Annotated in this window: 28 protein-coding genes and 1 other annotated feature; of the genes, 6 read left to right on the forward strand and 22 right to left on the reverse strand. The window is 33.5% G+C overall.

The genetic code is table 11. The annotated features are described in order from the left end of the window. Positions 1 to 13: 13 nt before the first annotated feature. From BG262_RS01930 to BG262_RS01955, 6 genes are all read right to left on the reverse strand, one after another. The gene (locus BG262_RS01930) at positions 14 to 826 is read right to left on the reverse strand and encodes a nucleotidyltransferase domain-containing protein (protein ID WP_083312865.1); all 813 of its coding nucleotides are present in this window, start codon (positions 824 to 826) and stop codon (positions 14 to 16) included. Beyond that, positions 819 to 1,679, reverse strand: coding sequence for a putative PEP-binding protein (locus BG262_RS01935; RefSeq protein ID WP_070787199.1), 861 nt, complete (start codon positions 1,677 to 1,679; stop codon positions 819 to 821). Before BG262_RS01935 ends, BG262_RS01930 begins: the two co-directional genes overlap by 8 nt. Positions 1,680 to 1,773: 94 nt before the next feature. Beyond that, complete coding sequence (smpB, locus tag BG262_RS01940; protein ID WP_070787200.1) at positions 1,774 to 2,238, reverse strand: SsrA-binding protein SmpB; 465 nt, start codon at positions 2,236 to 2,238, stop codon at positions 1,774 to 1,776. Further along, positions 2,201 to 4,573, reverse strand: coding sequence for a ribonuclease R (gene rnr, locus BG262_RS01945; protein WP_070787201.1), 2,373 nt, complete (start codon positions 4,571 to 4,573; stop codon positions 2,201 to 2,203). The genes smpB and rnr overlap by 38 nt, the downstream gene beginning before the upstream one ends. A 109-nt stretch (positions 4,574 to 4,682) precedes the next feature. Next, entirely contained in the window at positions 4,683 to 4,919 is a 237-nt protein-coding gene (gene secG, locus BG262_RS01950) for a preprotein translocase subunit SecG (protein WP_070787202.1), read from the reverse strand. 88 nt (positions 4,920 to 5,007) lie between these two features. Beyond that, positions 5,008 to 6,735 (reverse strand): ribonuclease J, encoded by a 1,728-nt coding sequence (locus BG262_RS01955; RefSeq protein WP_070787203.1) that lies wholly within the window; start codon positions 6,733 to 6,735, stop codon positions 5,008 to 5,010. Between the two features lie 190 nt (positions 6,736 to 6,925). On the opposite strand from BG262_RS01955, the gene BG262_RS01960 reads away from it, so the two are divergent. Beyond that, a complete protein-coding gene (locus tag BG262_RS01960; protein ID WP_070787204.1) occupies positions 6,926 to 7,372 on the forward strand; it encodes an NUDIX hydrolase in 447 nt (148 codons plus the stop codon). Between the two features lie 30 nt (positions 7,373 to 7,402). Here BG262_RS01960 and dapA read toward each other — a convergent pair whose 3' ends face one another. The 11 genes from dapA to BG262_RS02015 form a co-directional block, all read right to left on the reverse strand. Then, positions 7,403 to 8,284, reverse strand: coding sequence for a 4-hydroxy-tetrahydrodipicolinate synthase (gene dapA, locus BG262_RS01965; protein WP_070787205.1), 882 nt, complete (start codon positions 8,282 to 8,284; stop codon positions 7,403 to 7,405). A gap of 15 nt (positions 8,285 to 8,299) precedes the next feature. After that, entirely contained in the window at positions 8,300 to 9,385 is a 1,086-nt protein-coding gene (locus tag BG262_RS01970; RefSeq protein WP_070787206.1) for an aspartate-semialdehyde dehydrogenase, read from the reverse strand. 107 nt (positions 9,386 to 9,492) lie between these two features. After that, entirely contained in the window at positions 9,493 to 10,131 is a 639-nt protein-coding gene (locus BG262_RS01975; protein ID WP_070787207.1) for a GNAT family N-acetyltransferase, read from the reverse strand. A gap of 231 nt (positions 10,132 to 10,362) precedes the next feature. Then, positions 10,363 to 10,734 (reverse strand): DUF488 domain-containing protein, encoded by a 372-nt coding sequence (locus BG262_RS01980; RefSeq protein WP_070787208.1) that lies wholly within the window; start codon positions 10,732 to 10,734, stop codon positions 10,363 to 10,365. Between the two features lie 91 nt (positions 10,735 to 10,825). After that, positions 10,826 to 11,290, reverse strand: coding sequence for a hypothetical protein (locus BG262_RS01985; RefSeq protein WP_070787209.1), 465 nt, complete (start codon positions 11,288 to 11,290; stop codon positions 10,826 to 10,828). A gap of 110 nt (positions 11,291 to 11,400) precedes the next feature. Next, positions 11,401 to 11,691 carry a 50S ribosomal protein L27 gene (gene rpmA, locus BG262_RS01990; RefSeq protein WP_070787210.1) on the reverse strand — a complete coding sequence of 97 codons (291 nt, stop codon included), beginning with the start codon at positions 11,689 to 11,691 and terminating at the stop codon, positions 11,401 to 11,403. Between the two features lie 24 nt (positions 11,692 to 11,715). After that, a complete protein-coding gene (locus BG262_RS01995) occupies positions 11,716 to 12,033 on the reverse strand; it encodes a ribosomal-processing cysteine protease Prp (RefSeq protein WP_070787211.1) in 318 nt (105 codons plus the stop codon). Positions 12,034 to 12,045: 12 nt separating this feature from the next. Beyond that, positions 12,046 to 12,357, reverse strand: a complete 312-nt coding sequence (rplU, locus tag BG262_RS02000) for a 50S ribosomal protein L21 (protein ID WP_070787212.1) — start codon at positions 12,355 to 12,357, stop codon at positions 12,046 to 12,048. 40 nt (positions 12,358 to 12,397) lie between these two features. Further along, positions 12,398 to 12,478 (reverse strand) — a sequence feature (ribosomal protein L21 leader region). Between the two features lie 31 nt (positions 12,479 to 12,509). After that, a complete protein-coding gene (locus tag BG262_RS02005) occupies positions 12,510 to 12,884 on the reverse strand; it encodes a YwiB family protein (protein ID WP_070787213.1) in 375 nt (124 codons plus the stop codon). Beyond that, a complete protein-coding gene (locus tag BG262_RS02010; protein WP_070787214.1) occupies positions 12,874 to 13,839 on the reverse strand; it encodes an alpha-ketoacid dehydrogenase subunit beta in 966 nt (321 codons plus the stop codon). The genes BG262_RS02005 and BG262_RS02010 overlap by 11 nt, the downstream gene beginning before the upstream one ends. After that, on the reverse strand, positions 13,829 to 14,788 hold the full coding sequence (locus BG262_RS02015) for a thiamine pyrophosphate-dependent dehydrogenase E1 component subunit alpha (protein WP_070787215.1): 960 nt from the start codon (positions 14,786 to 14,788) through the stop codon (positions 13,829 to 13,831). Before BG262_RS02015 ends, BG262_RS02010 begins: the two co-directional genes overlap by 11 nt. A 230-nt stretch (positions 14,789 to 15,018) precedes the next feature. On the opposite strand from BG262_RS02015, the gene BG262_RS02020 reads away from it, so the two are divergent. The 4 genes from BG262_RS02020 to BG262_RS02035 are packed head-to-tail and all read left to right on the forward strand — an operon-like array spanning position 15,019 to position 18,945. Then, a complete protein-coding gene (locus tag BG262_RS02020; RefSeq protein WP_070787216.1) occupies positions 15,019 to 16,323 on the forward strand; it encodes an HD domain-containing protein in 1,305 nt (434 codons plus the stop codon). After that, positions 16,320 to 17,132, forward strand: coding sequence for a sugar-phosphatase (yidA, locus tag BG262_RS02025; RefSeq protein WP_070787217.1), 813 nt, complete (start codon positions 16,320 to 16,322; stop codon positions 17,130 to 17,132). The genes BG262_RS02020 and yidA overlap by 4 nt, the downstream gene beginning before the upstream one ends. Positions 17,133 to 17,135: 3 nt before the next feature. Then, complete coding sequence (locus BG262_RS02030; protein ID WP_070787218.1) at positions 17,136 to 17,708, forward strand: TetR/AcrR family transcriptional regulator; 573 nt, start codon at positions 17,136 to 17,138, stop codon at positions 17,706 to 17,708. Positions 17,709 to 17,724: 16 nt separating this feature from the next. Further along, positions 17,725 to 18,945 carry an aminoacyltransferase gene (locus BG262_RS02035; protein WP_070787219.1) on the forward strand — a complete coding sequence of 407 codons (1,221 nt, stop codon included), beginning with the start codon at positions 17,725 to 17,727 and terminating at the stop codon, positions 18,943 to 18,945. 51 nt (positions 18,946 to 18,996) lie between these two features. On the opposite strand, the gene BG262_RS02040 is transcribed toward BG262_RS02035, so the two are convergent. From BG262_RS02040 to BG262_RS02060, 5 genes are all read right to left on the reverse strand, one after another. Then, positions 18,997 to 19,176 (reverse strand): DUF3272 family protein, encoded by a 180-nt coding sequence (locus tag BG262_RS02040; protein ID WP_070787220.1) that lies wholly within the window; start codon positions 19,174 to 19,176, stop codon positions 18,997 to 18,999. 79 nt (positions 19,177 to 19,255) lie between these two features. After that, the gene (locus tag BG262_RS02045) at positions 19,256 to 20,257 is read right to left on the reverse strand and encodes a diacylglycerol kinase (RefSeq protein ID WP_070787221.1); all 1,002 of its coding nucleotides are present in this window, start codon (positions 20,255 to 20,257) and stop codon (positions 19,256 to 19,258) included. A 23-nt stretch (positions 20,258 to 20,280) separates the two neighbouring features. Further along, entirely contained in the window at positions 20,281 to 22,254 is a 1,974-nt protein-coding gene (ligA, locus tag BG262_RS02050) for an NAD-dependent DNA ligase LigA (protein WP_070787222.1), read from the reverse strand. A 108-nt stretch (positions 22,255 to 22,362) separates the two neighbouring features. Next, the gene (locus BG262_RS02055; protein ID WP_070787223.1) at positions 22,363 to 22,758 is read right to left on the reverse strand and encodes a hypothetical protein; all 396 of its coding nucleotides are present in this window, start codon (positions 22,756 to 22,758) and stop codon (positions 22,363 to 22,365) included. 167 nt (positions 22,759 to 22,925) lie between these two features. Further along, entirely contained in the window at positions 22,926 to 24,233 is a 1,308-nt protein-coding gene (locus BG262_RS02060) for an MATE family efflux transporter (RefSeq protein ID WP_070787224.1), read from the reverse strand. 142 nt (positions 24,234 to 24,375) lie between these two features. On the opposite strand from BG262_RS02060, the gene BG262_RS02065 reads away from it, so the two are divergent. Further along, on the forward strand, positions 24,376 to 26,237 hold a 1,862-nt coding region (locus tag BG262_RS02065; RefSeq protein WP_070787225.1), incomplete at its 3' end, for a collagen-binding domain-containing protein.

Consider the following 26,237-nt stretch of genomic DNA (forward strand, 5'->3'; position numbering starts at 1 on the left):
AATTTTTTTCATTTCAATTCATATCATTCCAATTTAAATAATTAATAAGCTTTTCATACTTATTATACTCAAAACCTAGTTTATCAATTTCGACAATACGTTTAGTTGCTTTTAAAATTTCATCGTTTATATTCTTTGCAAAATCGCCAATTTCACCAAATTCAACTGGAGTGTATTTTTTAAGAAATCTCTTCTGATAAGAATCTAGCTTACTACGATTTCCTTCATACTTACTCCAATCTCCAAATGAATTAGCAATTTCACCCTTTTCAATTTGCCATAGTGAAACCAAGGAATTTTTCATCATTAGTGTACAGTATTCAGCGTAATTATACTCTTTTCGTATGGTTCTTCGATAAAGTTCATGCATATAGGCAACATATTTATTAAAAATGAAAGTGAGTTCTTCAGATGTAAAAATTGTCTCTATAATCTTTGATTCTTCTCTTAAATTTTTCAAAAAATCATCACTATCTATAAGAATTAAAATGTCTTTTGTCCAAGGTGTTGGGCTTAAGTCAGATCTATAATAAACAAAAATATCTAATTTTATAAAAGACTTAAAGTGAACAACTGCATAATTATCAGCTAGTGTTTCGACGAAAGCTATTTTATCTTGAAAGGAGTCTAAGAATTCAAGTAATATTTTTGATTTTTCAACTTGCTTTGAAACAACAATACGAAAATCTATGTCAGAAAACTCATCTGGACTCCCATTTGCAATTGAACCACCTATAAAAATCATCCCTACATCTTTGCAAGAATCAAAATATTTTTCTATATCTATCAATAGTCTGTCTCTTACTTTCACTAAATTCTCAATCATCTTTTTTACCTAAATTTCTTATATTTTCTTTAGTAAACTTTTTCACCTCTGCTAGGTGATTTGGGAATTCGATACCGCGACCATAAATTTGAGGAATCAGACTATAGTGAACAATTGCTTTTATTCCTTTTTCTTGAAGGTTATTAATAATATTTTCATCAAGGTAACCTGCTACTGCAACATCCACATCATATTTCTTAGCTCTATTAGCAATATCTTCAATAATATTCATCATAATTTCACTATTCATCTCATGCCACTGACTATCACGCACAGCTGCATAAACAAAAGAAGTCAAATCATTCATACCAATAACAATTTTCTCGATAGCAGTCTGTAAAATATTATCCAAATCAAAATATGCAGACGGAAGCTCAATCATTGTCCCCACCTTACCACTATAGCCACTTTTTCGCAGGATATCGATAGCTCTTCTTAACTGTTTTCCATCGTTTACAAAAGGAAAAAAGACTGCTAGATTGTCATATTCACTATGTACATCATTGATAACTTTTATTTCTGCTTCAAATTCATCAAGGTATTGAAGAGAACGTCTTAAACCTCTGATTCCAAATAATGGATGATTATCTGGTAAAATTTCTTCTGTTCCCACCAAAGAATTTGCCTCTGAAACAGTCAATTCAGAAAAGCGATACCATACTTCCTGTTTTTGATATATTTTACAAATACCCTTCAAATATTTTTTAAAAAAATCCTGACAATCTTTGGTAAGTATATTTTTGCCACATTCCCTGATTGGATACTCTCCACGAATCATGCCGATATTTTCAAATAAGTCTGGATATACCATCTCTTTAATTTCTTCACCACTTAGGGCAAGTTCATTCTTCATAAATCTCCAATCATTTTTGTGTCTTTAATTGTTATTATACTACAAAATAATATTTAAAACTTATTATATAAGAAAAAACCTCCAAAATTGGAGGTTATCTATTGTAATTTTTCAGTTGTCTTGCTATTTCACGGTTTTGTTCTTTGCGTTTAATGGTTTCACGCTTGTCATAATTTTTCTTACCTTTGGCAAGTCCCATTAGAACTTTGGCATAACCGTCTTTTAGATATACTCTCAATGGAATAAATGTCATTCCATTTGTTGAAAGTTCTGAATCTATTTTGTCAATTTGTTTTCTATGGAGTAAAAGTTTGCGTGCTCGAACTGGGTCTACATTATAAATGTTCCCCTCATCATATGGTGAAATATGAACATTTGAAAGCCATACTTCTCCATTACGAATACGAGCAAAACCATCCTTAAGATTTATACGAGCTGCACGGACACTTTTAATCTCTGTCCCCGTCAAAACGATTCCAGCTTCAAAAGTTTCTACGATTTCATAGTCATGGCTCGCTTTTCTATTTTGAGCGACTACGTTTCCTTGACCCTTTGCCACTTCTCTTTCCACCTTTCTGACTATTTTTGGCTACTTTTTTATAAAAAGGTTTTTTCTCATTTTTCTTATCAGAAGACTTTCTATCACGACTCTTTGAGTCACCACGTTTAGCATCCTTGTCCTTAGATCGTCTTGAATTAGGCTTAGATTTACTTCTTTTCTCAACTAAATCAAGTTCACTTGGTATATGGATAAAATCAATGTCACCAGTCTGTCTATCAGATCGAACCAAATTAACCTTAACCTCTTGACCTACTTTGAAAGTAAGACCAGTTTTTTCACCTTGTAAAGTCATGGTTCTTTCTAGATAATTGAAATATTCTCCGTCAAGAGTCTTGATATGGACCAAACCTTCAATTGTATTTGGTAACTCAACAAAGAATCCAAATGTTGTGACTGATGAGATAACTCCAGTAAAGTCCTGACCAACAAATTGTTCCATGTATTCTGCTTTTTTCATCTTCTCAACTTCACGCTCAGCATCAACTGCTCGGCGCTCCATTTCACTTGAATGTTTAGCTATTTCTGGAATTTTTTCTGCCCAGTAATCTACTGTCTTCTTATCTGGATAAGCCATTTCTCTAATTAATCTATGAACGATTAAGTCAGGATAACGACGGATTGGACTGGTAAAGTGTGTATAGTTTTCAGCTGCCAGACCATAGTGTCCTTCATTCTTATCGTCATATCTAGCTTGTTGCATAGAACGAAGAAGCATAGTTGAAAGAACTGCATCACCTGGTTTACCTTTAATTTTAAGCATAAAATTTTGCAAGTCTTTTTGACTCATTTTTTGAGCTGTACCCTTAATTGGTACTCCGAAGGCTGATGCAAAATCAATAAACCTTGCAAGTTTATCCGCTTTTGGATGTTCATGTATACGATAGATAAATGGTAAATCGGCATCTTGGAAGAAACTTGCGACAGTTTCATTTGCAATCAACATAAATGATTCGATGAGTTTTTCAGCTACACCACGATTACGTTTAACAATATTAACTGGCTTACCATTTGAATCAACAATGATTTTTGCTTCTTCTGTATCAAAGTCAATAGACCCACGGTCATGTCTCATCTTAACTAGGATTTCATGAAGACCCTTCATATGATCTACGCTTTCAGCAATATCTGCATATCTTTCAAGCGTCTCAACATCTCCATTAATCATTTTATTAACGTCAGTATAAGTCATGCGTTCAGTTGTTTTAATAACTGATTGAGAAATTTGATAATCAACTACCTTACCTTGATGGTCTATTTCCATTACACATGATTGAGTTAGACGATCAACTTGTGGATTTAAGGAACAGATTCCATTTGATAATCTCTCAGGTAGCATTGGAACTACACGGTCAGTCACATAGACACTTGTTCCACGCTCATAAGCTTCTTTATCAAGTGCTGAACCATTTGTCACATAGTGAGAAACATCTGCAATATGAACACCAAGTTCAAAATTACCATTTGGTAATATATTTATATGAACGGCATCATCTAAATCCTTAGCATCTTCACCATCAATTGTAAAGATGATTTGATCTCGATAATCAACTCTTCCCATGAAATCACTTGATTCAACCGTGTCAGATACTGCATTAGCCTCGTCAATCACTTCTTGTGGGAAAGCTGAACGAATATCCATACTCTCAAGTACTTCCAATACATCAATTCCCTTATCGTCTTGATTACCAATAATTTCAATAACAAGACCTTGCATTGAATCTGGGAATTCTTTTTCAATATAATGAGTAATTTCCACTTTGACTATTTGTCCATTTTCAGGACGTAATCCTTTCGGACTAAGATAGACATTATATGGAACTTTTTTATTTTTACTGATTATATATCCAATTAAATCGCTCTCTTCTTCTTGCTCTTTAGTAAAGGCAACAAATTGACCTACCATGTGCTTCAAATTCCGCTCAACCACATCAATAACTTTTGCTTCAGCAGAAGTTCCTGTTAAAGGATTAGCAGGTTTAATAATTTGTAAACTTACCCTATCTTGATCAAGGGCAAAATTTGTATTTCCTCGTGGTATAAAAACATCAGGTTCATCAGGTGCAATAGTTACAAATCCAAAGCCATTTGCATTGGCATGAAAAATACCTTCAATTCCTGTCTTTTTACTTACTTCTAATTTTTTAAACAGGCTAACTTCACCTAAATCATTAAATTCTATTTCATGTTGTGACTCCATTAAGGCAACTACGCCTATAAACTCTTTGAAGTCTTCTGATTTATCCAGTTCTAAATCTTTAGCCAAATCTTGGATGCTAATTGATTTATCAGGGGAATTAAACAGATACTCTTTTATTTTATTTCTAATATTCATTTCCTTCTCTTAATTTATTTCTTTAATTTTATTTGTTTTCTCTAATCAAAACGACTGAGAGAATTTACATTTCAAAAGAGCTGGGAAATCCCAGCTCAGCTTAATCTATTTACTTACTTGATAGTATTACTAATGCAAAACCAACAGCTAACCATACAGTTACCATTACTGCTGTAAATCTTTGCATTACTGCTTCAAAACCACGTGCTTTTCTTCTTTCAAATAATTGTTCACCACCACCAGAAAATGCACTAGCTGCTGGATCTTGTTTTGATGGTTGCATAATAATTGAAATAATAATAATCACTGATAATATAAGTAAAATTGTTACAAGTGCGTTATACATAGCTTCTCCTGAAATTTTTCAATAGATAAAATAAATTATAGCACAATTTTTTAATTTTATCATCAATAAGTTCTATTACAAAAAACAATTACTCTTCTTCGTTAGCTTGTGCTTTTTTCTTTGCTTTTTTCTTACGATTATTTTTAAGATTTTCTTCTGAACGAACTTCCATTACTACTGGCAAGATAACAGGACGTCTCTTAGTTTGCTCATATAAATATTTACCCAGTGCATCTCTGATTTCTTGTTTAATTTCAGTCCAATCAAATTCATCTTTTTCTAAATAGTTACTTACAGTTTCATTTACTAAGTTAGCACTATCCTTTATTAAATCACGGCTTTGTTTCACATATACAAAACCTCTTGTGTGTACTTTAGCACGACTGATAATCTTTTTATCCTTCTTACTGATAGTAATTACAGCAATGAAAATTCCATCTTCTGAGAGAATCTTTCTATCTCGAAGCACGATACTTCCGATGTCACCAACACCGCTACCATCAATCATTATATTATCTGCTGTAACTGCGCCTGCCGGAACAAATACCCCATCTTCATATGAAAGGATATCGCCTCGTTTTTCAATGAAAATATTTTCTGGTTTAATACCAACTTCCATCGCACACTCGGCATGTGCTTCTAGCTCACGATATTCACCTTGAACAGGAATTAGATTTTTTGGTTGCATGATGTCAATCATTGTTTGTAAATCACGCACATTAGCATGTCCTGAAACTTTAATTTCAGCAGCTAACAATTTCATAATTCCACCAGCTTTATATACTATATTTTCAGTCTTAGCTACAAAAGTTTCCATTGAAACTGTAGGACTTGTTACAGCAAATACTAAATCGCCTTCTTTTATTTTAACCTGTTTATTACGACCTGTTGCCATATCTGCAACTGCTCTAATCGGCTCACCCATTCGACCAGCCTCTAAAATCAAAATTTCATCATCGGCATAGTTCTTGATGTTTTTAAGTGGAACAATCATTCCATCATCAACGGTTAATTTTCCTAGACGACGGGCAGTTTCAACAATCTGGTCCATATCATGACCTGTTAAAGCAACAGCACGACCAGCACGAGCCGCAGCATCAATAGTTTGTTGAATACGAGCAAGGTTACCTGCAACACTGGCAACAATAACTCTACCTTCCCAGTCAGATATCACGTCATAAATTTTTTCAGCAACTTCATTTTCACTTGCTGATTGTTCTGTTGATAAAGCATTCGCTGAATCACTTAGGAGGGCAAGAACACCTTGACTTCCGATTTCTGCCAAACGACCAAGATTTGTTTTATATCCTTGAGTTACTGCTGGATCAAATTTGAAGTCACCAGTGTAAACAATATTTCCTTCTTTTGTTCCAATTACAATACCAAGACTATCAGGAATTGTATGAGTTGTACTGAAGAAAGAGATATTTACTCCACCAAAATCAATTTCAGTTTTCTCATTTACAATATGAAAATCATTGAATTTTTTTGTTGCTTCGTAATCTTTTACATTAAGTTTCGCAAGCTCAACAGTTAATTCACTAGCAAACACTGGAGCATTAACTTCTGCTAATAGGTAAGGTAAACCACCTATTGAGTCTGGATGTCCATGTGTTAGGAAAATACCAGCAACACGTTCAGCATTTTCAGCAAGGTAAGTTGTTTGCGGGATTACAAAGTCAACACCAAGCATCTCTGTCTCTGGGTATTTTAACCCAGCATCGAGTACAAAAATTGATTCATCAACTTCAACTGCATACATATTTTTCCCAAATTCGCGTACTCCACCTAAGGGAATTATTTTTATATCACTCATTTATTTTTCTCCAATTATTTATTTTATCCAAGTAGTAATACTTAGATTTTACAAGTAACTGCTACCAGTTACTACCGATTGATACACTTTCCAAAGTATACCATTAATCACTAAAAATTTCAATTTTGATAGCTATCAACAATATATTTCAAAAATATGATATATTAATAAAAAGAAAAGGAGGATTCGTATGGCTAATGACTTAACTATATTAACTGATGATGGAAAAGTGAATGTTCGAACTGCTGCCTGGATAGAACATGATGGAAAACTTTTAGTATGTAAATTCTTTGATGGAGTGATATCTCTTCCTGGTGGAAGGATAAAATTTGGAGAAACCAGCCAAGAAGCTGTAAAAAGAGAAGTATATGAAGAAATTGGCGAAAAACCTAAATCAACAAAGTTTATGGCTGTAATTGAAAATCTTTTTAATCTTAAAGTTCCCTATCATGAGTATTTATTCGTTTATAAAGTCGGAATTGATTACAAATCAGAATACCAACCTAATGAAGAAAATAATCAATCATTATTCTGGATTGATATGAATGAAATTGATTCTATACAACCTAAAGAGTTATTAAAGTTAAAAGGATTATCTGATGATAAACTCCCCTTACACTTAGTAAATATTGACTGAAAAAGGCTGTCTCACAAGAGACAAGCCTTTTTATTTTTCAACAATATTAATAATTTTCTCTGCTTCTCCACTTGTTGCTGCAACAAGAGGTAAACGAAGTGGTCCAACATTGAATCCCTGGTGATTCAATACTGCTTTGACTGGAGCAGGACTAGGTAATGAGAATAGTGCATTCACTTTAGGAAGTAATTTTCTTTGAACTTCAGCTGCTGCTTGGACATTTCCATTATCAAGACTTTCAAAAATTTTGTAGAAATCATTACCTGCTACATGCGATGCAACAGATATAACACCTTGTGCTCCTAATGCTTTGGCATGAAAGGCAAGCCCATCCTCACCAGTGTATACTAAGAAATCATCTGGAACCCCTTCAATTAATTCAGTAAGATGTTCCACTCCTGTACACTCTTTTATGGCAATAATATTTGGATGTTCAGCAAGTCGTAAACTTGTGGCAACATCGAGACTAGCTACAGTACGACCAGGAACATTATAGAGAATAATAGGTAAATCACTTGCATCAGCTATTGCTGTGAAATGTTGAAATAGACCTTCTTGGCTTGGTTTATTATAGTAAGGAACAACAGCGAGTCCAGCAGCGAATCCTCCAAAATTATCAACTTCCTTAACAAAGTTAACTGAGTCACGAGTATCATTTGTTCCGACACCTGCAATTAATGGAATTCTTCCATCAACAATTTTTTGTACAGCTGCAAAAAGTTCTAACTCTTCATCATGTGTTAGCGTTGGGCTTTCACCTGTTGTACCTGCGAGAATTAATCCTTCAGTATGATGATCAATCAAATGTTCAATCAATTTAGGCAATGCTTCAAAATTTATATCTCCATTTTCTTTAAACGGAGTCACTAAAGCTGTAATAATTCTAGCGTCTTTTAATGGATTAACTGTCATAATATCTCCTTGCCTTTAAATAAGGTCAAATACTAACTCTTCGGTTGGTCTAACTAGATTACGTTCATGTAATGTTTCAGCGATTTGAACTGAATTCCATGCAGCTCCTTTAAGAAGGTTATCTGAAACGACCCACATATGGATACCATTTTCAACATCTAAATCTTTTCTCAAACGACCTACAAATGTTTCTTTTTTACCAGCTGCATTGACTGCTTGTGGGTAAATTTGATTACTAGTATCATCTTCTAATACTGCACCAGGGAAAGATCCAATTGCTTCTTTAACATCTTTAATATCCGCTACTTTTTCAGTCTCTACATACACTGATTCAGAATGTCCTGTTATTACTGGAATACGTACACAAGTTGCTGAAACCTGAATTGAATCATCTTCCATGATTTTCTTAGTTTCATTAGCCATCTTCATTTCTTCATATGTATAATCGTTGTCAGTAAAAACATCGATTTGCGGAAGGGCATTAAAGGCAATGGGATAGTGTTTCTTATCGCCTGAGCATGGTAAAATCTCAGCCTTCAAATCAGCAGGATTCACACCATCATTTACTACTTGACCTAATTGATCCATAGTTTCTTGAATTGCTTTTGCTCCCGCACCAGATACAGCCTGATAAGTAGACACTATAACACGTTTAAGTCCATAGTTTCTACGTATTGGTTCTAATGCCACCATCATTTGAATAGTTGAGCAGTTTGGACAGGCAATTATCCCTTTATGTGAATCAAGTGCATGGGCATTTACCTCAGGAACAACTAATGGTGCATTTTCATTCATACGGAAATGACTAGTATTATCAACTACAACTGCTCCTGACTTAACAGCATATGGTGCATACTTAGCTGATACACTACCACCAGCTGAAAACAGTGCAATATCAACATCACCAAAAGAATCCTCAGTCAACTCTTCTACGACAACATCTTGTCCCTTATATTGCAATACCTTACCAGCAGAGCGGATACTTGAAAGCAACTTAACCTTTTTAATAGGTAGAACAGTTGATTCTTCAAGCATTTTTATCATTTGAGTTCCTACGGCACCTGTGGCACCAACGACTGCAACTGTATAAGATTTTGACATATAAACTCCTTTTTTTATTTCCATTTGGAAAATTCTAAATTTTCACCATTATACTACTTTTGTTAACAAAAAAAAAGTCCCGAGAGACTTTCATAGCACAAAAATTGTTACACAAACTTTTTAATGAATGACCAATTATCAGTTTCTCCATATTTTTGTTTTAATATTGAACGATTGAATTCTTTAAATCCAAATTTTTTATAAAAAGTTGTATTTTTATCTTCATTTGTTACTAAAGTCATATTTTTGGCACCATTTTTAATTACCATTGGAAAAACACAGTTTTCCATCATATGACTACCTAATCCTTCGCCTTGCATTTCAACATCAACAGCAAGCATCTCTAAATGCCAAGTTTTACTATCTCTTTTAGATACACAAGACTTTAGACCTTCATCTATACTTATTAGTAAAGATAAAAGGGGTCTACTAATAAAACTAGGTAAAAGTGACTTGCCTCCAGATTTAAGATATTCAAATATCCCTATATCTTTAGATTCTGGTTCAATAATCAAAGCCATAGATACAATTTTATCATTGATAATTCCAACTACACCACATGAATTCCTTACATAACTTGTAACTAGCACCTTAAATAGCTTTTTTATATAAATATAATAATCATCATGACTGTTAAAACTAGCCCTCAATCCATTATAAAATAAGGGACAAAACTCAAAAGCTCTAGAAGTTAGGTCTGCGAGTCGCTCAGTATCCTCCATAGTTGCTACTCTGTACTCTATCATTTTAAAAATATCTCCTTTATCAAAATATAACATTTTATTAAAAGAAGTACAAAAAAAGACCTAACCAAAGGTTAGGTCTTGTGTGGCAAACTTTCATCCGTGGTAAGAAGGTTCACACAACTTACCAATATCTCATCAATCCTTGACGGGCTAAGCCCCAGATATCCACTGCTTCGACGTGATTATAATAATCACGAATCGACTCATCGCATAAACAAGATTATATTACAATTAATCATTTTGTGCAAGCCTCTTGTTTAAAAAATCTTCTAATACTAATCCATGATTATGTTTATTATCTCTTGCACCTATCAATAAAAGTACATCTTCTTTCTTCAAGCTTTCTCTTACCAAATTTACAAACTCATTACTTTTAGGATTTTTTGAAAGTTCGTCCAAATATAAATTAGAAAACTCAGCAAATTTTTCTGGATCGTGATTAAACCATTTTCGTAAGTCATTTGAAGGAGCAATATCTTTGGCCCAGTAATCAAGATTTGCCCTTTCTTTGGATATTCCACGTGGCCAAATACGGTCACAAAGAATTCTAAACCCTGAAGGAAAATCCTTGTCATAGATTCTGGTCAATATTATTTTTCTCATATTAATTATCCAATCAATTCATTTTGATATTAATTATATATGTTAAAATCATAAAAAACACTTTAAAAGTAAATATAAACCACATAGTCAATTATTCAAATAAAATGGGATTTGATTTTTGATGTGTCAAATAGCCTTTATTTTCTCCAAACATATTCACCAGTTCTTCCACAGCTCTTTTTTCACAAACCTTATTAGCAAACTGGACTTTCTTATTTCCTTTAGAATCCTTAAGGCTAAATTTTAAAGAGTAGTTTCCAAATTGAGAAATAAGTTTCACTTTTTGGAACTGTTCATATGGTAGTAAAAATGCTTCTCTAGATGGATGTACCCTAACGTTTTCCCATTTGAAAACTTTAGTCAGTCTCACAAAGAAAAGACCATTTTTTTCAAGACTAATATTATATACTGGCCTAGTAAAGTCTGCCAAAACAGTTAAAAATCTTAAAATTTTATTAGGTTGTCCACTCCCCATAATATTGAAGCCTGGACTGTCTATAATTCCGTGCTCTCTTTTAACCACATCAACTTCCGGATTAACTACGTACTTTACCATTGGATTCTCCTATATATTTTATTATACAATCAGTATAGTATCAAATTCAACACATTTCAATAATAAAAAAAAGAATATTGATCGAAACCAACATTCTTTATTATTTTTAATTAAGCTTTTTTAGCTACTGGATATACAGAAACTTGTTTTTTATCGCGGCCTTTACGTTCGAAACGAACAACACCTTCGATTTTAGCAAACAAAGTATCATCTCCACCACGACCAACGTTAGCTCCTGGATGGATATGAGTTCCACGTTGACGGTAAAGAATTGAACCACCAGTTACAGTTTGTCCATCAGCGGCTTTAGCACCAAGGCGTTTTGATTCAGAATCACGTCCGTTTGATGTAGAACCTCCACCTTTTTTATGGGCGAATAATTGAAGATTTAATTTCAACATTTTGAATTCCTCCTATTAGATTTTTTAAGCGAATTGTACAAATTCACCATACTCAGCTATTACATCTTTTATCGCAAACTCAAAGTTTTGTAAAAGAATCTGAGCAACTTTATCCTGTTCTTCATCTATATCAGTAGGCATTTCAATATATAAATAGCCATCTTCCATCTCATAGAGCGGTTGTACGTCTGTAAGATTTTCAATACCATTACAAGTTGTTATACCAAGTACAGACACAGCAGAACAGACAATATCATGACCAAAATCACCACTCATGGCGTGGCCAGATATCTCGTAAGAAACAATTTTTCCTTGTTTCTTATTAATTTCAACTTTAATCATACCAAGAGGTAATTAAGCGTTGATAGCTTTGATTACAACTTTTGTATAAGGTTGACGGTGTCCTTGTTTACGGTGAGAATGTTTTTTAGGTTTGTATTTGAAAGTTACAACTTTCTTTTGTTTACCATGTTTTTCAACTTCACCAACTACAGTAGCACCTGATACGAATGGAGTTCCAACAGTAGTTTTTTCACCACCAACAAGAACAACTTCATTAAAAGTTACTTCGCTCCCAGCTTCAACGTCTAATTTTTCAACGTAGATTGCTTGACCAACTTCAACTTTAACTTGTTTTCCACCAGTTTTTACGATTGCATAAGTCATTGTGATTCCTCCTTATTAGATTTTTATATAAGGGCATTAACCCTTTAGTCAGACTCGCCTCAGGATGTGAATAAATATAAATTTATTACTTAAACATCACTTCGTGCGGTTGCACTTCATGAAGGTATCACAAAGTCAACGTTATTATTCTATCATAAGTCAAATTCAATTTCAAGCTTATAATCTGCAAATTTAAAATTATTTTGATTTAAACTATAATCAATTTTCACGTGATTTCCATTTTTCTCAAATTTACTAGTATCCGTAGTTAAAAACTGTACACCAACTGGAGTCATTATGGTAGCTTCTGCCTGTCCTAAAATAAAGTTCATCTTAGTATTTTGCTCAGCAAATCTAGTAAGCATTAAACTTTCATCATTAAGCTTAATTACATTTTTAAAGCCTTCTTCATCAACATAGGTCAAATAAATCCAACCATTTTTTTCGACCACTTGACCATCATGAATCTGTTCGATAACCTCTTCCTCACCATCAGCAAGGACAATATTTTTTATCTTAATTTTCATGCATCAAACCCTCTATGGCCTCTAATATCTCATCATCAGTTGGAATTAATTTCTCTTCTATAGACTGAGCGGCAGCAATTGGTGAGAATTTAGAACCAAGACGTTTTATTTTACCACTGAATCCCCCTTCAATAAGGCGACTTAATATTTCAGCTGAAATTCCTGATTTTTCGATACTCTCTGTCAGAATTAATACACGATTAGTTTTATTAGCAGATTCAAGTAAAGTATCAATATCTAACGGATTAATAGTTATAGGATCAACAATTTCAATACTATAAGGAGTATCAATGTTTTTTGCTATATTAACCATTCTACCAAGTGCTATAATTGTTAAATCACTACCATCTTTTACAATTCTTGCATGTCCTAAGGGAACTTCGTACATTTCTTCGGGAATGTCAATATCAGACTCTATTTTATAAAGTGATTTTGGTTCAAAAACAATTACTGGATTATTATTTTTAACAGCAGAAAGCATAATACCTTTTGCATCATAAGCATTGCTAGGCATTGCTACTATCAATCCTGGAATATGGGCGAGCCAATTTTCTAATGATTGAGAATGCTGTGGACCTGCACCTGTCCCACTCCCACTTGCAGTTCGTAGAACCATTGGAACAGACTCTTTACCATTACTTAAAAAATGAATTTTAGCTGCTTCATTAACAAGTTGATCAATAGCAACAGTTAAGAAATCAGAAAACTGGATTTCAAGAATTGGTCTTTTGCCTAGGATAGCCGAACCTGTCGCAATCCCCGTAATAGCTGCTTCACTAATAGGTGTTTCTAGAACTCGATCCGGATATTTTTCAATGATTCCAGCTGTAGCTCCAAACCCGCCACCATAAGCTCCTACATCTTCACCCAACAGATATGATTCGGGTATTGTATCAAGAATTTGATGAAGAGATTCATTTACAGCTTGCAAATATGTCAATTTTCTATTTTGCATAAACTTCCTCTTCTAACTTATCAGTATCAATCACAGCTAAATCATCATTCCAAGCCTTTTCAGCATTTGTAATCATCTCTTGATAAATTTTTTCATCTAAAAGCGCAAGCTCATCCAATGAAACATCATATTCACTCAAGAGAATTTTTCGAAGATTCAAGATAGGATCTTCATATTTCAAAAATTCTTCCTTTGAACGATATTTTTCCGCATCACTTCTTGAATGACCGCGGAAACGATATGTCATTGCTTCAATTAAAACTGGACCATCTTTCAGGTCTTCTTTTATCTCCTTAAAAGCATCAGCAACTGCCACAACACTCTGTCCGTCTATACGGTAGCTCTTCATATTATATGCTTGAGCACGCTCAACTATTGTTCCTGAAATCATTCTACTTGCATCGCTAGACATAGCATACTGGTTGTTTTCAATTACAAAAGCTATGGGTAAATTCCAAATGCTTGCGATATTCATAGTCTCATGGAAAGTCCCCTCATTTGTAGCACCATCACCAGAGAAACACACTACGATATTTTCCTTATCATCCATCTGAATGGCTTTTGCAAGACCTAAGGCAATTGGGAAGTTTCCTCCAACAATTCCATTTCCACCCATATTTCCAATGCTATAATCGCTGATGTGCATACTACCACCACGTCCACAATTGGTTCCTGTTTTTCTACCAAAAATTTCAGCATACATCTTATATGTATCTGTTCCTTTGGCAATGGCATGACCATGATTTCTGTGGGTAGAAAGTATAAAATCTTCGTCTGATAATTGTGAACAAATGCCTGTAGCAACCGCTTCTTGTCCGTTATACAAGTGCGTTGTTCCATATAGCTTACCAGCCTTATTATAATCATCAAGAACATTTTCAAAGTCCCTGATTCGCAACATAGTTTCATACCAAGATAATACTATACTACGTTCATATTTATTACTCATGATTTTCCTTTCTTTTGATTTTACATTATTAAACGCGTAGGTTAATTATACCATAAACCAAGTTCATAAAAAAACTTATCAATCTCAATTTCACAATAATTAGTTATCTTTAAAAATAAAAAAACTCTAATTCTTGTTGTTTTAAAATAGAGAAAGCTGCCTTCTTATTTAATTATTATGGTGTCTTTTTATAAAAAATTTTCGTATAATGTAGAAAGGAGAGTTTAAATATGACTGAAAAAATTGAAAAAGTTTTCCGTGATCCAGTTCATAATTATATCCATGTTGACAACGAGATTATTTATGACTTAATTAACAGCGCTGAATTTCAGCGTTTAAGAAGAATAAAACAATTAGGAACTAGCAGTTTCACCTTTCATGGTGCAGAACATAGTCGTTTTTCACATTGTTTAGGCGTATACTATATTGCCAAAGAAATAACAGAAATTTTCACAGAAAAATATCCTGATAAATGGGATGATAACGAAAATTTAGTAACTTGGTGTGCAGCTCTTCTTCATGATGTTGGACATGGTGCATATTCACATACATTTGAAATGCTATTTGATACGGATCATGAAGCCATTACAGTTGAAATCATTACTGATCCAAGAACAGAAATAAATGCAATTCTACGTCGTGTATCACCAGATTTTCCAGAAAAAGTTGCAAGTGTCATAACGCATGATTACCCGAATCAGCAAGTTGTTCAATTAATTTCAAGTCAAATTGACGCAGATAGGATGGACTATCTTTTAAGAGATGCGTACTATACCGGCGTAATGTATGGACAATTTGATTTAACAAGAATTTTACGTGTAATAGTTCCTATCGAAAACGGTATTGCCTTCAATATTCAAGGAATGCATGCTGTGGAAGATTATATAGTAAGTCGATATCAAATGTACATGCAAGTTTATTTTCATCCCGCAAGTCGTGCTATGGAAGTAATTCTGAAACAATTGCTTAAAAGAGCTAAGTTTCTTTATGAACAAGATCCGACATACTTCAAACTAACTTCACCTAGATTAATACCATTTTTTGATGGTTCAAGTGATCTTTTTGACTATTTGGCACTTGATGATGGAGTTATGAATACATATTTTCAAAACTGGATGTCACATAGTGATAAAACTCTTGCAGACTTATCTACTTCTTTCATTAATAGAAAGTTATTGAAATCTGTTAAATTTGATAAAAAAGACGAAGACAAACTATTTCTTTTGCGAGATATAGTCGCTCAATGTGGTTTTGATCCTAACTATTATACGATGGTAAACTCTAATTTTGATCTACCATACGATTTTTATAGACCAAATTCGGATAAACCACGAACACAAATTGAGATACTCCAAAAAGATGGAAGTATGAATGAGCTTTCGGAGCTTTCAACAATTGTTTCTGCTTTAGCGGGTACAACCCACGGTGATAATCGCTTTTACTTTCCCAAAGAGATAACTGCAGACAATACTTTATTCTCCCACGAGAAAAAGGAATTCGAAAAATATATTAGAAATGAGACTTTTAAACCATGATCAAACTTGTTGCCATCGATATTGATGGAACTTTATTGAACGATAAAAGAGAAATCACTGAGAATGTTAAAAATACCATTCAAGAGGCTAAAGAAGCCGGTGTAAAAATCGTAATCACAACCGGTAGACCTTTACCTGGTGTCAGGGATATTTTAGATCAACTTAATCTACGCGAGGAGGGAGACTATGTTATCACTTATAATGGTGCATTAGTCCAAGCTACAGATACTGGTGAAGAATTCATTCGTGAACCTTTGTCTAAAGAAGACTTTCTTGAAATTGAAACCGAATCACGTAGAATTGGCGTTCATATGCATGCGATAACCTCTTCAGGAATATATACTGCAAATAGAGATATTGGACGATACAGTGTTCATGAATCATTTCTTGTTAATATGCCTCTTTACTATCGAACTGCAGAAGAGATGGGAAATCTTGAATTCGTAAAAATGATGTATATTGATGAACCTCAAATTCTTGATTTAGCGATTGAAAAACTTAATAAAGAGTTTTATGAAAAATACACAATTGTTAAGAGTGCACCTTTCTACTTAGAGATTCTTAATAAAAAAGCAAGCAAAGGAAATGCAGTAATGCATTTAGCTGATAAATTAGGAATTGAAGTTGAAGAAACAATGGCAATTGGCGATGAAGAAAATGATCGTTCTATGTTGGAAGTTGTTGGGAATCCAGTAGTTATGGGGAATGGAAATCCTGATATTAAAAAAATAGCAAAATACATCACTAAATCAAATAATGAAGATGGCGTTGCTCATGCAATAAAAACATATGTTCTAGGGGAAAGATAAGAAATGGCAAGACCACAGGTAATTACAAAAGATATGCTACTAAAATATGGCGTTAACTTTGTTCAAAAATATGGATTTAAAAATATTAGTTCAAGAAAAGTTGCTAACGAATTTGGAATTTCAACGCAACCAATCTATAATTGTTTTAAAAATATGGCTGATTATAAAGAGGAAATTGTTGATTACATTTATAACAACATTTTTGACAAAGAATTAAAAAAGAAATATAATGAGAACCCTATTATCAATGATTCTATTGCATTTGTTCGTTTTGGGGAAAAGAATCCAAAGCTCTATCTAGCAATGTTCATTGAAGGTACTTCAAACAATAGAAAAGTATTTCTTGATGATTTAGATAACTACCATAGAATGATAAACGATTACCCTAAATACAGGGATGTTACTAATGATTTTATTGAAAATATTCATATGAAAAGCTGGATAATTACTAACGGACTAGTAGCTTCTTCTCTTTCAGGTTTAAGAAAATATTCAAATGAAGAACTTACTATTATGTTTGAAGAAATGATTAGAATTACATTTGAAAATCCTAATCATATAAAATTAGATAAATAAATATTTGGAGATAATAATGTACACCTATAAAATCGGAATTAGTAAGGAAGATCATGACAATTTTGTCAAATCATCAAATTTAGTAAACCTACTTCAATCAAGTTCTTGGGCTCAAATTAAAGATAACTGGGGAAATGAGAGAATTGGTTTTTATGATAATGATAAATTAGTCGCAACTGCTAATCTTTTAATTAGAGATCTCCCACTTGGATTTACAATGATTTATGTACCTCGTGGACCAATTATGGACTATACTGATAAAGATTTAGTGAAATTTGTAATAGATTCATTAAAAAAATATGGAAAAACAAAAAAAGCATTGTTTGTAAAAATTGATCCAATGATTTCATATTACTCATTTAAACTTGGTGAAGAAAAAAAATTAAATCCTGAAGCAGAATTAATTATTAAAAATATAGAAGATTCTGGTGCTAGATGGTCTGGTCTTACAGCTGACATGTCAGAAACAATTCAACCTCGCTTTAATGCTGTAATTCGTAAAGAAGATTTTTCTGAAGATAATTTTTCTAAAAAAACTAAACAATTTTTAAGAAAATCTCGTAACAGTGCACCAATAATTAAATTTGGTAGCGATGAACTCATTGATGATTTTTCATACCTTATGAAAAAAACTGAAGAAAGAAAAGAAGTTAGCCTTAGAAATAAAGATTATTATTTAAAAATGTTACATACATATCCTGACGAAGCAATTTTAACAATGGTATATTTTAATTTTAAGGAACTACTTTCTGATGCTACTGAAAAATTTTCAAAGGCTAAGAATGAATATGAAAATCCACGAAGCAATAACGAGAAAAGGTTAAAAAGAATTGAAGAAGATTATAAAATAGCACAAAATAATCTCGATTCTATTAAGAAAGTTATTGAAGAACATGGTGAAATCATTCCTGTTGCAGGTGGATTGACAATTGATTTTGGTGGTAATGCTGAACATTTATATGCAGGTATGGATACTGCTTTCCAAAAATATTATCCTGCATATTTAGCTTGGTATGAAGCGATAAATCATACTTTTGAAAAAGGTGCGAAGACACTAAATATGGGTGGACTCGAAAATTCATTATCAGAATCTGATGGTCTACTTAACTTCAAGAAAAACTTCATACCAACTATCGAAGAAGGTATAGGGGAGTTTGATATTCCAGTCAACAAATTATTATTCTCAGCAAGTGAACTTGCTTATAAAACACGAAAAAGAATTCGCGGACAACATTAAAAAGATTGCTAGAAAAAATCTAGCAATCTTTTTTTATCTATTTAATTTATCTTACACTAATCCAGCTTTTTTAACTGCCTTATCCAATAAATAACTTTTTCTTAGTCTGTCAAATAGGAAAACTCCCCAAATTGCTGTAAAGAAAATATATCCTCTAAATAATGAATCGGCAAAGAACCAAGCTTCAACCATTGTGATTAATAAATATGGAATAAATTGGCTTTTAAACATCATATTCTCCTTACCATATATTTATTAATATATTATAGCATTTTTGATTTATAAAACACTAATACTTTAGTCTGAATAATTAATCATTTAAATCTTCAGTTGCTTTGATAAATTTACTTGCAACTGCTTCCCTTGCAAGTTCATTCTCATCCCCAAGGTAGCTATCATCAGATATTTTGTCTAAATTAGCAAACATTTCAATATGATTATGTAGATTAACTAATTTAACTGGTGCATCACCACCATATTCTCCATCGAGGTTTATCATCATTTTATCCTTTGAAAGGACTTCCAAATCAATTTTACTTGTTTTGATATATTCAACCCGATCGTCCTCAAGATGCTTGCCTCCATTAACCACAAGTCCAATTAGATGTACAAGTTCAAAAAGATTAGCAGTTTTTACCATAATAAGAGTGAAGAGACCATCATCAAGTTTTGCATCAGGTGCAATTTGTTCAAAACCACCTACAGAATTTGTAAGAGCTGCAAAGAACATAGAGATCTCACCTTCAAATACTCCATTATCATGTGTCATTCTAACTGGTACCATCTTAATCTGTGGTAACAGTTCTGCACCTTTAGTCAAATATGCTAAATAACCAAAGACCGTTTTCAACTGACTTGGAACACTATAAGTAAGTTCTGTTAGAGTACCACCTGCAGCAATATTCATAAAAAATGTATCATCATTTTTTTGACCGATATCCATTTTAAGAGTCTGCTTTTTACCAATGACACGTGCTGCAGCGATAGGATTATTTCTTGGGATTTTGAGAGCACGTGCAAAATCATTTGTTGTGCCAGCAGGGATGATAGCCATTTTAGGACGTTTCTTTAATGGAGCAATTCCGTTTACTACTTCGTTTATTGTACCATCTCCACCTGCTGCAATAATTAAATCAAAGCCAGCAAGAGCAGCACGATGTGCTTCATTTTGTGCTGATTTTTCTTCAGGTGTTGTTGAAAATGTACTTGTTTCATATCCAAAACCTTCTAAAATATTCAAAATGTCCGCAATATTATCCTTCATCAGTTCTTTGCCGCTTGTTGGATTATAAATTAATCTTGCTTTTTTCATGAGTTTTTTACCTATTCACTATTTTATATTTTTGCAAGGTCGTCTTCTGACCAAATTTCAATTCCTAGCTCCTGTGCCTTAGCAAGCTTGCTACCAGCATCAGCCCCAGCAACTAAAATATCTGTCTTTTTCGATACACTTCCACTAACGTTTGCACCCAATGCTTCAAGTTTCTCTTTAGCTTGGGTACGAGTAAATTGTTCAAGTTTACCAGTTAGAACAACAGTTTTTCCAGATAAGATGCTATCTATTTGTGGTCTAGCTCCTAAATATTCAAAGTTCAGGTCTGCTGTTTCCAACTCTTTCAACAAATCTTGTACTTGTTCATTATCAAAGTATGTGGCGATCGATGTAGCAATAACATGACCAATCGATTGAATTTCTGACATCTCTTCTACATTCGCACGACTTAGTGCATTTAGATTACCAAAATATTCAGCTAAGATTTTAGCTGCTTTTGCTCCTACATGGCGAATTCCCAAACCAAAAATCAATTTTTCAACTGAATTAGCTTTGGAATTTTGAATTGCTTGATAGATATTAGTTGCAGATTTTTCCTTGACCTTATCCAAGGTCATCAAATCAGCTACTGATAGCTTGTACAAATCGGCTACGTCTTTTACAAGACCTGAATCAAATAATTGGTTGATTACTGATGGGCCAAGCCCTACGATATTCATAGCTGCACGGCTGGCAAAGTGTGCCAAACCTTCCTTGATTTGTGCAGGGCACATTGGATTGATACAGCGAAGAGCCACTTCCTCTTCTAAATGTACAAGTTCAGAATCACAGATTGGACAATTAGTTGGGACTTCAATCGGATGAGTTTCCCTATCTTCTCTCTTGTCGAAAAGAACCCTTTGAACTGCTGGTATAATATCTCCCGCCTTGTAAATAATTACAAGGTCACCAACTCGAATATCTTTTTCATTAATGTAGTCAACATTGTGGAGGGTAGCACGACTTACTGTTGTCTGCGCAAGTGTTACTGGAATCATATTTGCAGTCGGAGTTACTACTCCAGTACGTCCTACTGTCCAGTCGACGCTTAGAATTTCTGTTTCAGCAAGTTCTGCTGGAAATTTATAGGCAATTGCCCATTTTGGAGCTTTGACTGTAAAACCAAGTTCCTCTTGTTGGGCTAAACTATTTACTTTAATTACTACTCCATCAATATCGTAAGGAAGTTTTCCACGCATATCAGCTACCTTATCAATAAATGACCAAATTTCCTCAATTGAGCGTGCAAAAATACGATCTTGATTAACTACAAAACCAAGTTCCTCAAAATATTCAAGAACCTTTTCTTGAGTATCATGTGTTGCTGGGCTTGCTTCCTGGTATAAGAAAGTTGCTAGATTTCTCTTTGCTACAACTTTAGTATCGAGCTGTCTAAGAGTTCCTGCAGCTGCATTTCTTGGGTTAGCAAAAGGTGCTTCACCATCAAGTTCACGCTCAATATTTAGCTTATCAAAGGATTTTCTAGGCATGTATGCTTCACCACGAACAGTTATATCAATTTCTTGTGGTAAAACCAATGGAACATCCTTAATTCTTTTGACCTGCTCAGTAATATTTTCACCGATACTTCCGTCACCACGAGTTGCTGCAGTAACTAGTACCCCATTTTCATAAACTAATGATAAGGAAAGTCCATCAATCTTCAATTCGCAGATGTACTCAGGATTCGGGATTACTTTTCTTACTCGAGCATCAAATTCTTCAATTTCTTCACGCGAAAAAGCATCTTGAAGACTATATAGTTGATATTGATGTTGATATTTCTCAAATTTAGAAAGTACTAAATCGCCAGTTCTATGACTCGGAGAATCATTTTGAACTAACTCTGGATTTTTCTCTTCAAGTTCAACTAACTCTCTATACAATTTGTCATACTCAGCATCTTCAACACTTGGGTTATCCAAAGTATAGTATTCATGGGCATATTTATTTAAAAGTTTTACTAATTCTTTTATTCTCAATTCTGCATTATTCATGTCTCAATTTTAACACAAAATATTGCTTTATTCATTAGTAAAAGACATACAGAAGTAGGAATTCAATGATATTTTTTCAAAAAAAAAGACAATAATTTGCCTCCTATATTATTCAAATTTTATTGTCTTTAAATCTTCTCGCATGATTTCTATGTATGTCCATATAGCTAAAATAGGTACTATAAAGAATCCAATCTTGAAATAAGTATTTGTAAAAAGATAAGGTAGTCCTTCAAATAGTGTTTGGATTGCCATGAAGCAAATAAATGTTGTGAAAAGTGCAGTTAGAAAAAGAATTCTGTACTTTTTTAATGTAGGAAGCAAGACTAAGATAAGAAGAATCAACATAATCACAGAAAGTTTTATTGCATTCTCACGAAAAATAGCTACTTGGAAAAAATTTTTATTATCTATCTTATATGTTAATTCATTCGGCCAAGCCTTAAAGGGAAGAAATAAGGAAACTAGTAAACATATTAATAATACTTTAAATTTTTTATTCATAGCTTGCCCCTCTGTTGTTTATCAATTTTTATTATACTATATAATAAATGTAAGTGATTGCAAAATTATTGAATAATAATAAAATTTTATGAGTTAAATTTATATCCAATATATTATTTACATTATCTAAAATCCACAATAAAAAGCCTTAATAGGCCTTTTTATTTTTACTGGATATTAACTTTTTTACTATAAACAATTTTTAGTACAATAAATCTAAATACATTATCAATTAAAGTTGCTAGCCATACCCCTAATATTTGCATATTGAGGACAGTTCCTAGTACATAAGCTAAGGCAATTCTAATAATCCACATTCCAATACTTGTTGCAATAAATGGGGTTTTGGCATCTCCCATTGCCTGCAAACTAGCAGTGTATATAAGAACTCCTGAGACAATTGGCTCAGAAATAAATGATACTAAAAGGACAACCATAGCTGCTTGGGCCGCAACAGTATCAGTCGTAAAAAGACTCGTTATATAAGGTCCTGCAAAGAATATTACTCCCCCAATGATAGTAGATAGAATGCCACTTATTATATGTCCCGCTCTTGTAATAGACTTAATATCCGCAATATTTTTTTGCCCATATTCACGAGCAACCATAATAGCTACACCAGTTGCCATTCCCATTCCAGCTAAATAGTTATAAGCAGTTATTGTTTCACCAATTGAATTTCCAGCGAACACTTGACTACCATAAGCGATAATAATTGCAAAAATTACCAAGTCCCCCATTCTCATGGTTAGACGTTCTCCCATAATGGGAATTGCTCGAAAAACCAAATCTTTCATAGGTGTTTTCCCAAAGAGATATTCTTTTTTTATTCTGGCAGGAGTTCTTTGTACCCTTAGGAATAAAAAGATAACACCAATAAGTCTGGCTAAGCATGTTCCTATTGCAGAACCTACAATGCCTAATTTAGGAAATCCAAGTAACCCAAAAATCAAGACCAAATCAAAAAGAAAATTTAGTATATTTACTACAAGATTAATATAAAGCGGGCTTCTGCTATCACCAGTTGATCTGACAAGCCCACCAAATACAGATAAGAGTATCATTAATATCGATGCACCAGCAACTATTTGGAAGAAGGGAAGGGTTGCTTCAAGAACCTCACCACTTGCCCCCATTAACTGGAAAATCGGTTTTGCCAAAAATATTGAAAATAAACCCAAGATAATTCCTAGGACCAAAGAAAGTTTTAAACTTGCAGCAGATTTACTACTTACAGTCTTCATATTTTTTGCGCCTAAGTAATTAGAAATAATGGTTGAGACTGCTACGGCAAGAGCGATACATATGGCTTGATATACGGCCAGAACTCCGTTTGCCATTGATACTGCACTAACAGCTAAAAGAGATATTTTAGCAATCAAAAATGCATCAACGAAGCCAACTGTTGTTTGGAGCACATTTTCTAATATTGCCGGTATTGAAAATTTTAATAGTTTTTTTGCGTTTTCATTCATACTTAATATAATATCAGAAAATTTAATTTTTTGTAAAATTAATGTATTTTTGTGTTCTTTTTCACAATTCTTATTGCTTTAATACAATTATTACTATATATTAATATTAAAATAATTGGTATATACCAAAAAAGAGGGACAAATGGGAAAAATTTCTAAAATTATGGCAACTGCAGTGCTTCTAGCACCTACAGTTATTTCGTGTAGCAATCTTGTTCAAGCCGAGTCAGCAATAACTGATGTAGTTCAGGAGCAGGGACAATTTGTATTTTCAATCTCCACTTCAATTGAGAGCTATAACGGGGTTATCCTGGGTAATCATACTGTTAATAGTGCGGATAATGAAGGTGCAACAATCGTTATTGGTGATATCATTGCCAACAATGGATTCACCTATGGTGGAGCAGGCTCGGGTGCTTCAAATATTATCGGAACACCTAGTATTCCTGAGAATGTTCCAGCTTTAGTTCTTGGAGGTAATGTAATTGAAAATACTCCATCTGAAATTATTATTGAAAGAAATGGTTACGCTTCTTGTAAAAATACTGAAGACTTGTTTCCAAATAGAAATATCTTTCATTTGAAGCATGGAGCACATAGGAAAAAAACTAAGCAAAAGTTAAAATACTTTTTCAATATGATTGTTTCTCAATCAGAACAAATTGCGACTGATATTGAAGGGTTAGTATCTGATACACAAGCAAACTCATACGGTACTGCTGAAGCAGCAAGCAACAATCTTTCTAAATCACCAACTAATGACAGAGTTCTAGTAGTTAATGATAATAGTGATACTTTTAATATCAGAGATTTATATTTGAAGAGCGATGTACTTAATGCATATGACAAAATTATCTTCAAATCTTCTGCTTCAACAGTGAATATTGGAGCAGGAGCAATTTTACTTGATAATACAGTAGTTGATACTGGGGCTCCATATGGTAGTCCGCATAATTTATTAATGCAAAAAATTGCTAAAAAAGTAAATTGGTTCTTCCCAAATGCTACTCAGATAAACACTAGAGCATATGGTATATTAGGAGATGTCTATGCACCTTCAGCTACATTTACTGCTAATGGTGGTAGCTTAAATGGCCGTCTAATTACATACAATTTAGAACAAAGTGGAGGTTTTGAGTTACATAATTTCAATACTCCTCCAAAAGACATACCTCAAGAACCAACGCCTAGTGAGCCTATAGATGAAACAAGTTCTAGTGAACCTACAACTGAGACAAGTTCTAGTGAACCTACAACTGAGACAAGTTCTAGTGAGCCTACAACTGATACAAGTTCTAGTGAACCTACAGAATCAACTGAACAATCAAAATCTAGTACTTCCTCTACAGTTACTTCTAGTAAGCCTGTGGAATCTTCTGTAAGCACTAATTCAAACTCATCATCTACACAACCTTCTAGTAAACCTACAGAATCAACTGAACAATCGAAATCTAGCACTTCTTCTGCAGCATCATCTAGTAAGCCTGTGGAATCTTCTGTAAGCACTAGTTCAAACTCATCATCTACGCAATCTTCTAGCAAACCCATAGAAGGAACTGAAGAATCGAAATCCAGCACTTCTTCTACAGTTACTTCTAGTAAGCCTGTGGAGTCTTCTGTAAGCACTAGTTCAAACTCATCATTTACACAATCTTCTAGCAAACCGGTAGAATCATCAAAGGAAGAGTCAAAATCTAGCAATTCTTCTACAGTTCCTTCTAGTAAGCCTGTGGAATCTTCCGTAACTACTAGTTCAAACTCATCATCTACACAATCTTCTAGCAAACCTACAGAATCAACTGAACAATCGAAATCTAGCACTTCTTCTGCAGCATCATCTAGTAAGCCTGTGGAATCTTCTGTAAGCACTAGTTCAAACTCATCATCTACACAACCCTCTAGTGAACCTACAGAATCAACTGAAGAGTCGAAATCTAGCACTTCCTCTACAGTTCCTTCTAGTAAACCTGTGGAGTCTTCCGTAACTATTAGTTCAAACTCATC

It is taken from the genome of Floricoccus penangensis (genome assembly GCF_001832885.1).
GTDB lineage: Bacteria > Bacillota > Bacilli > Lactobacillales > Streptococcaceae > Floricoccus > Floricoccus penangensis.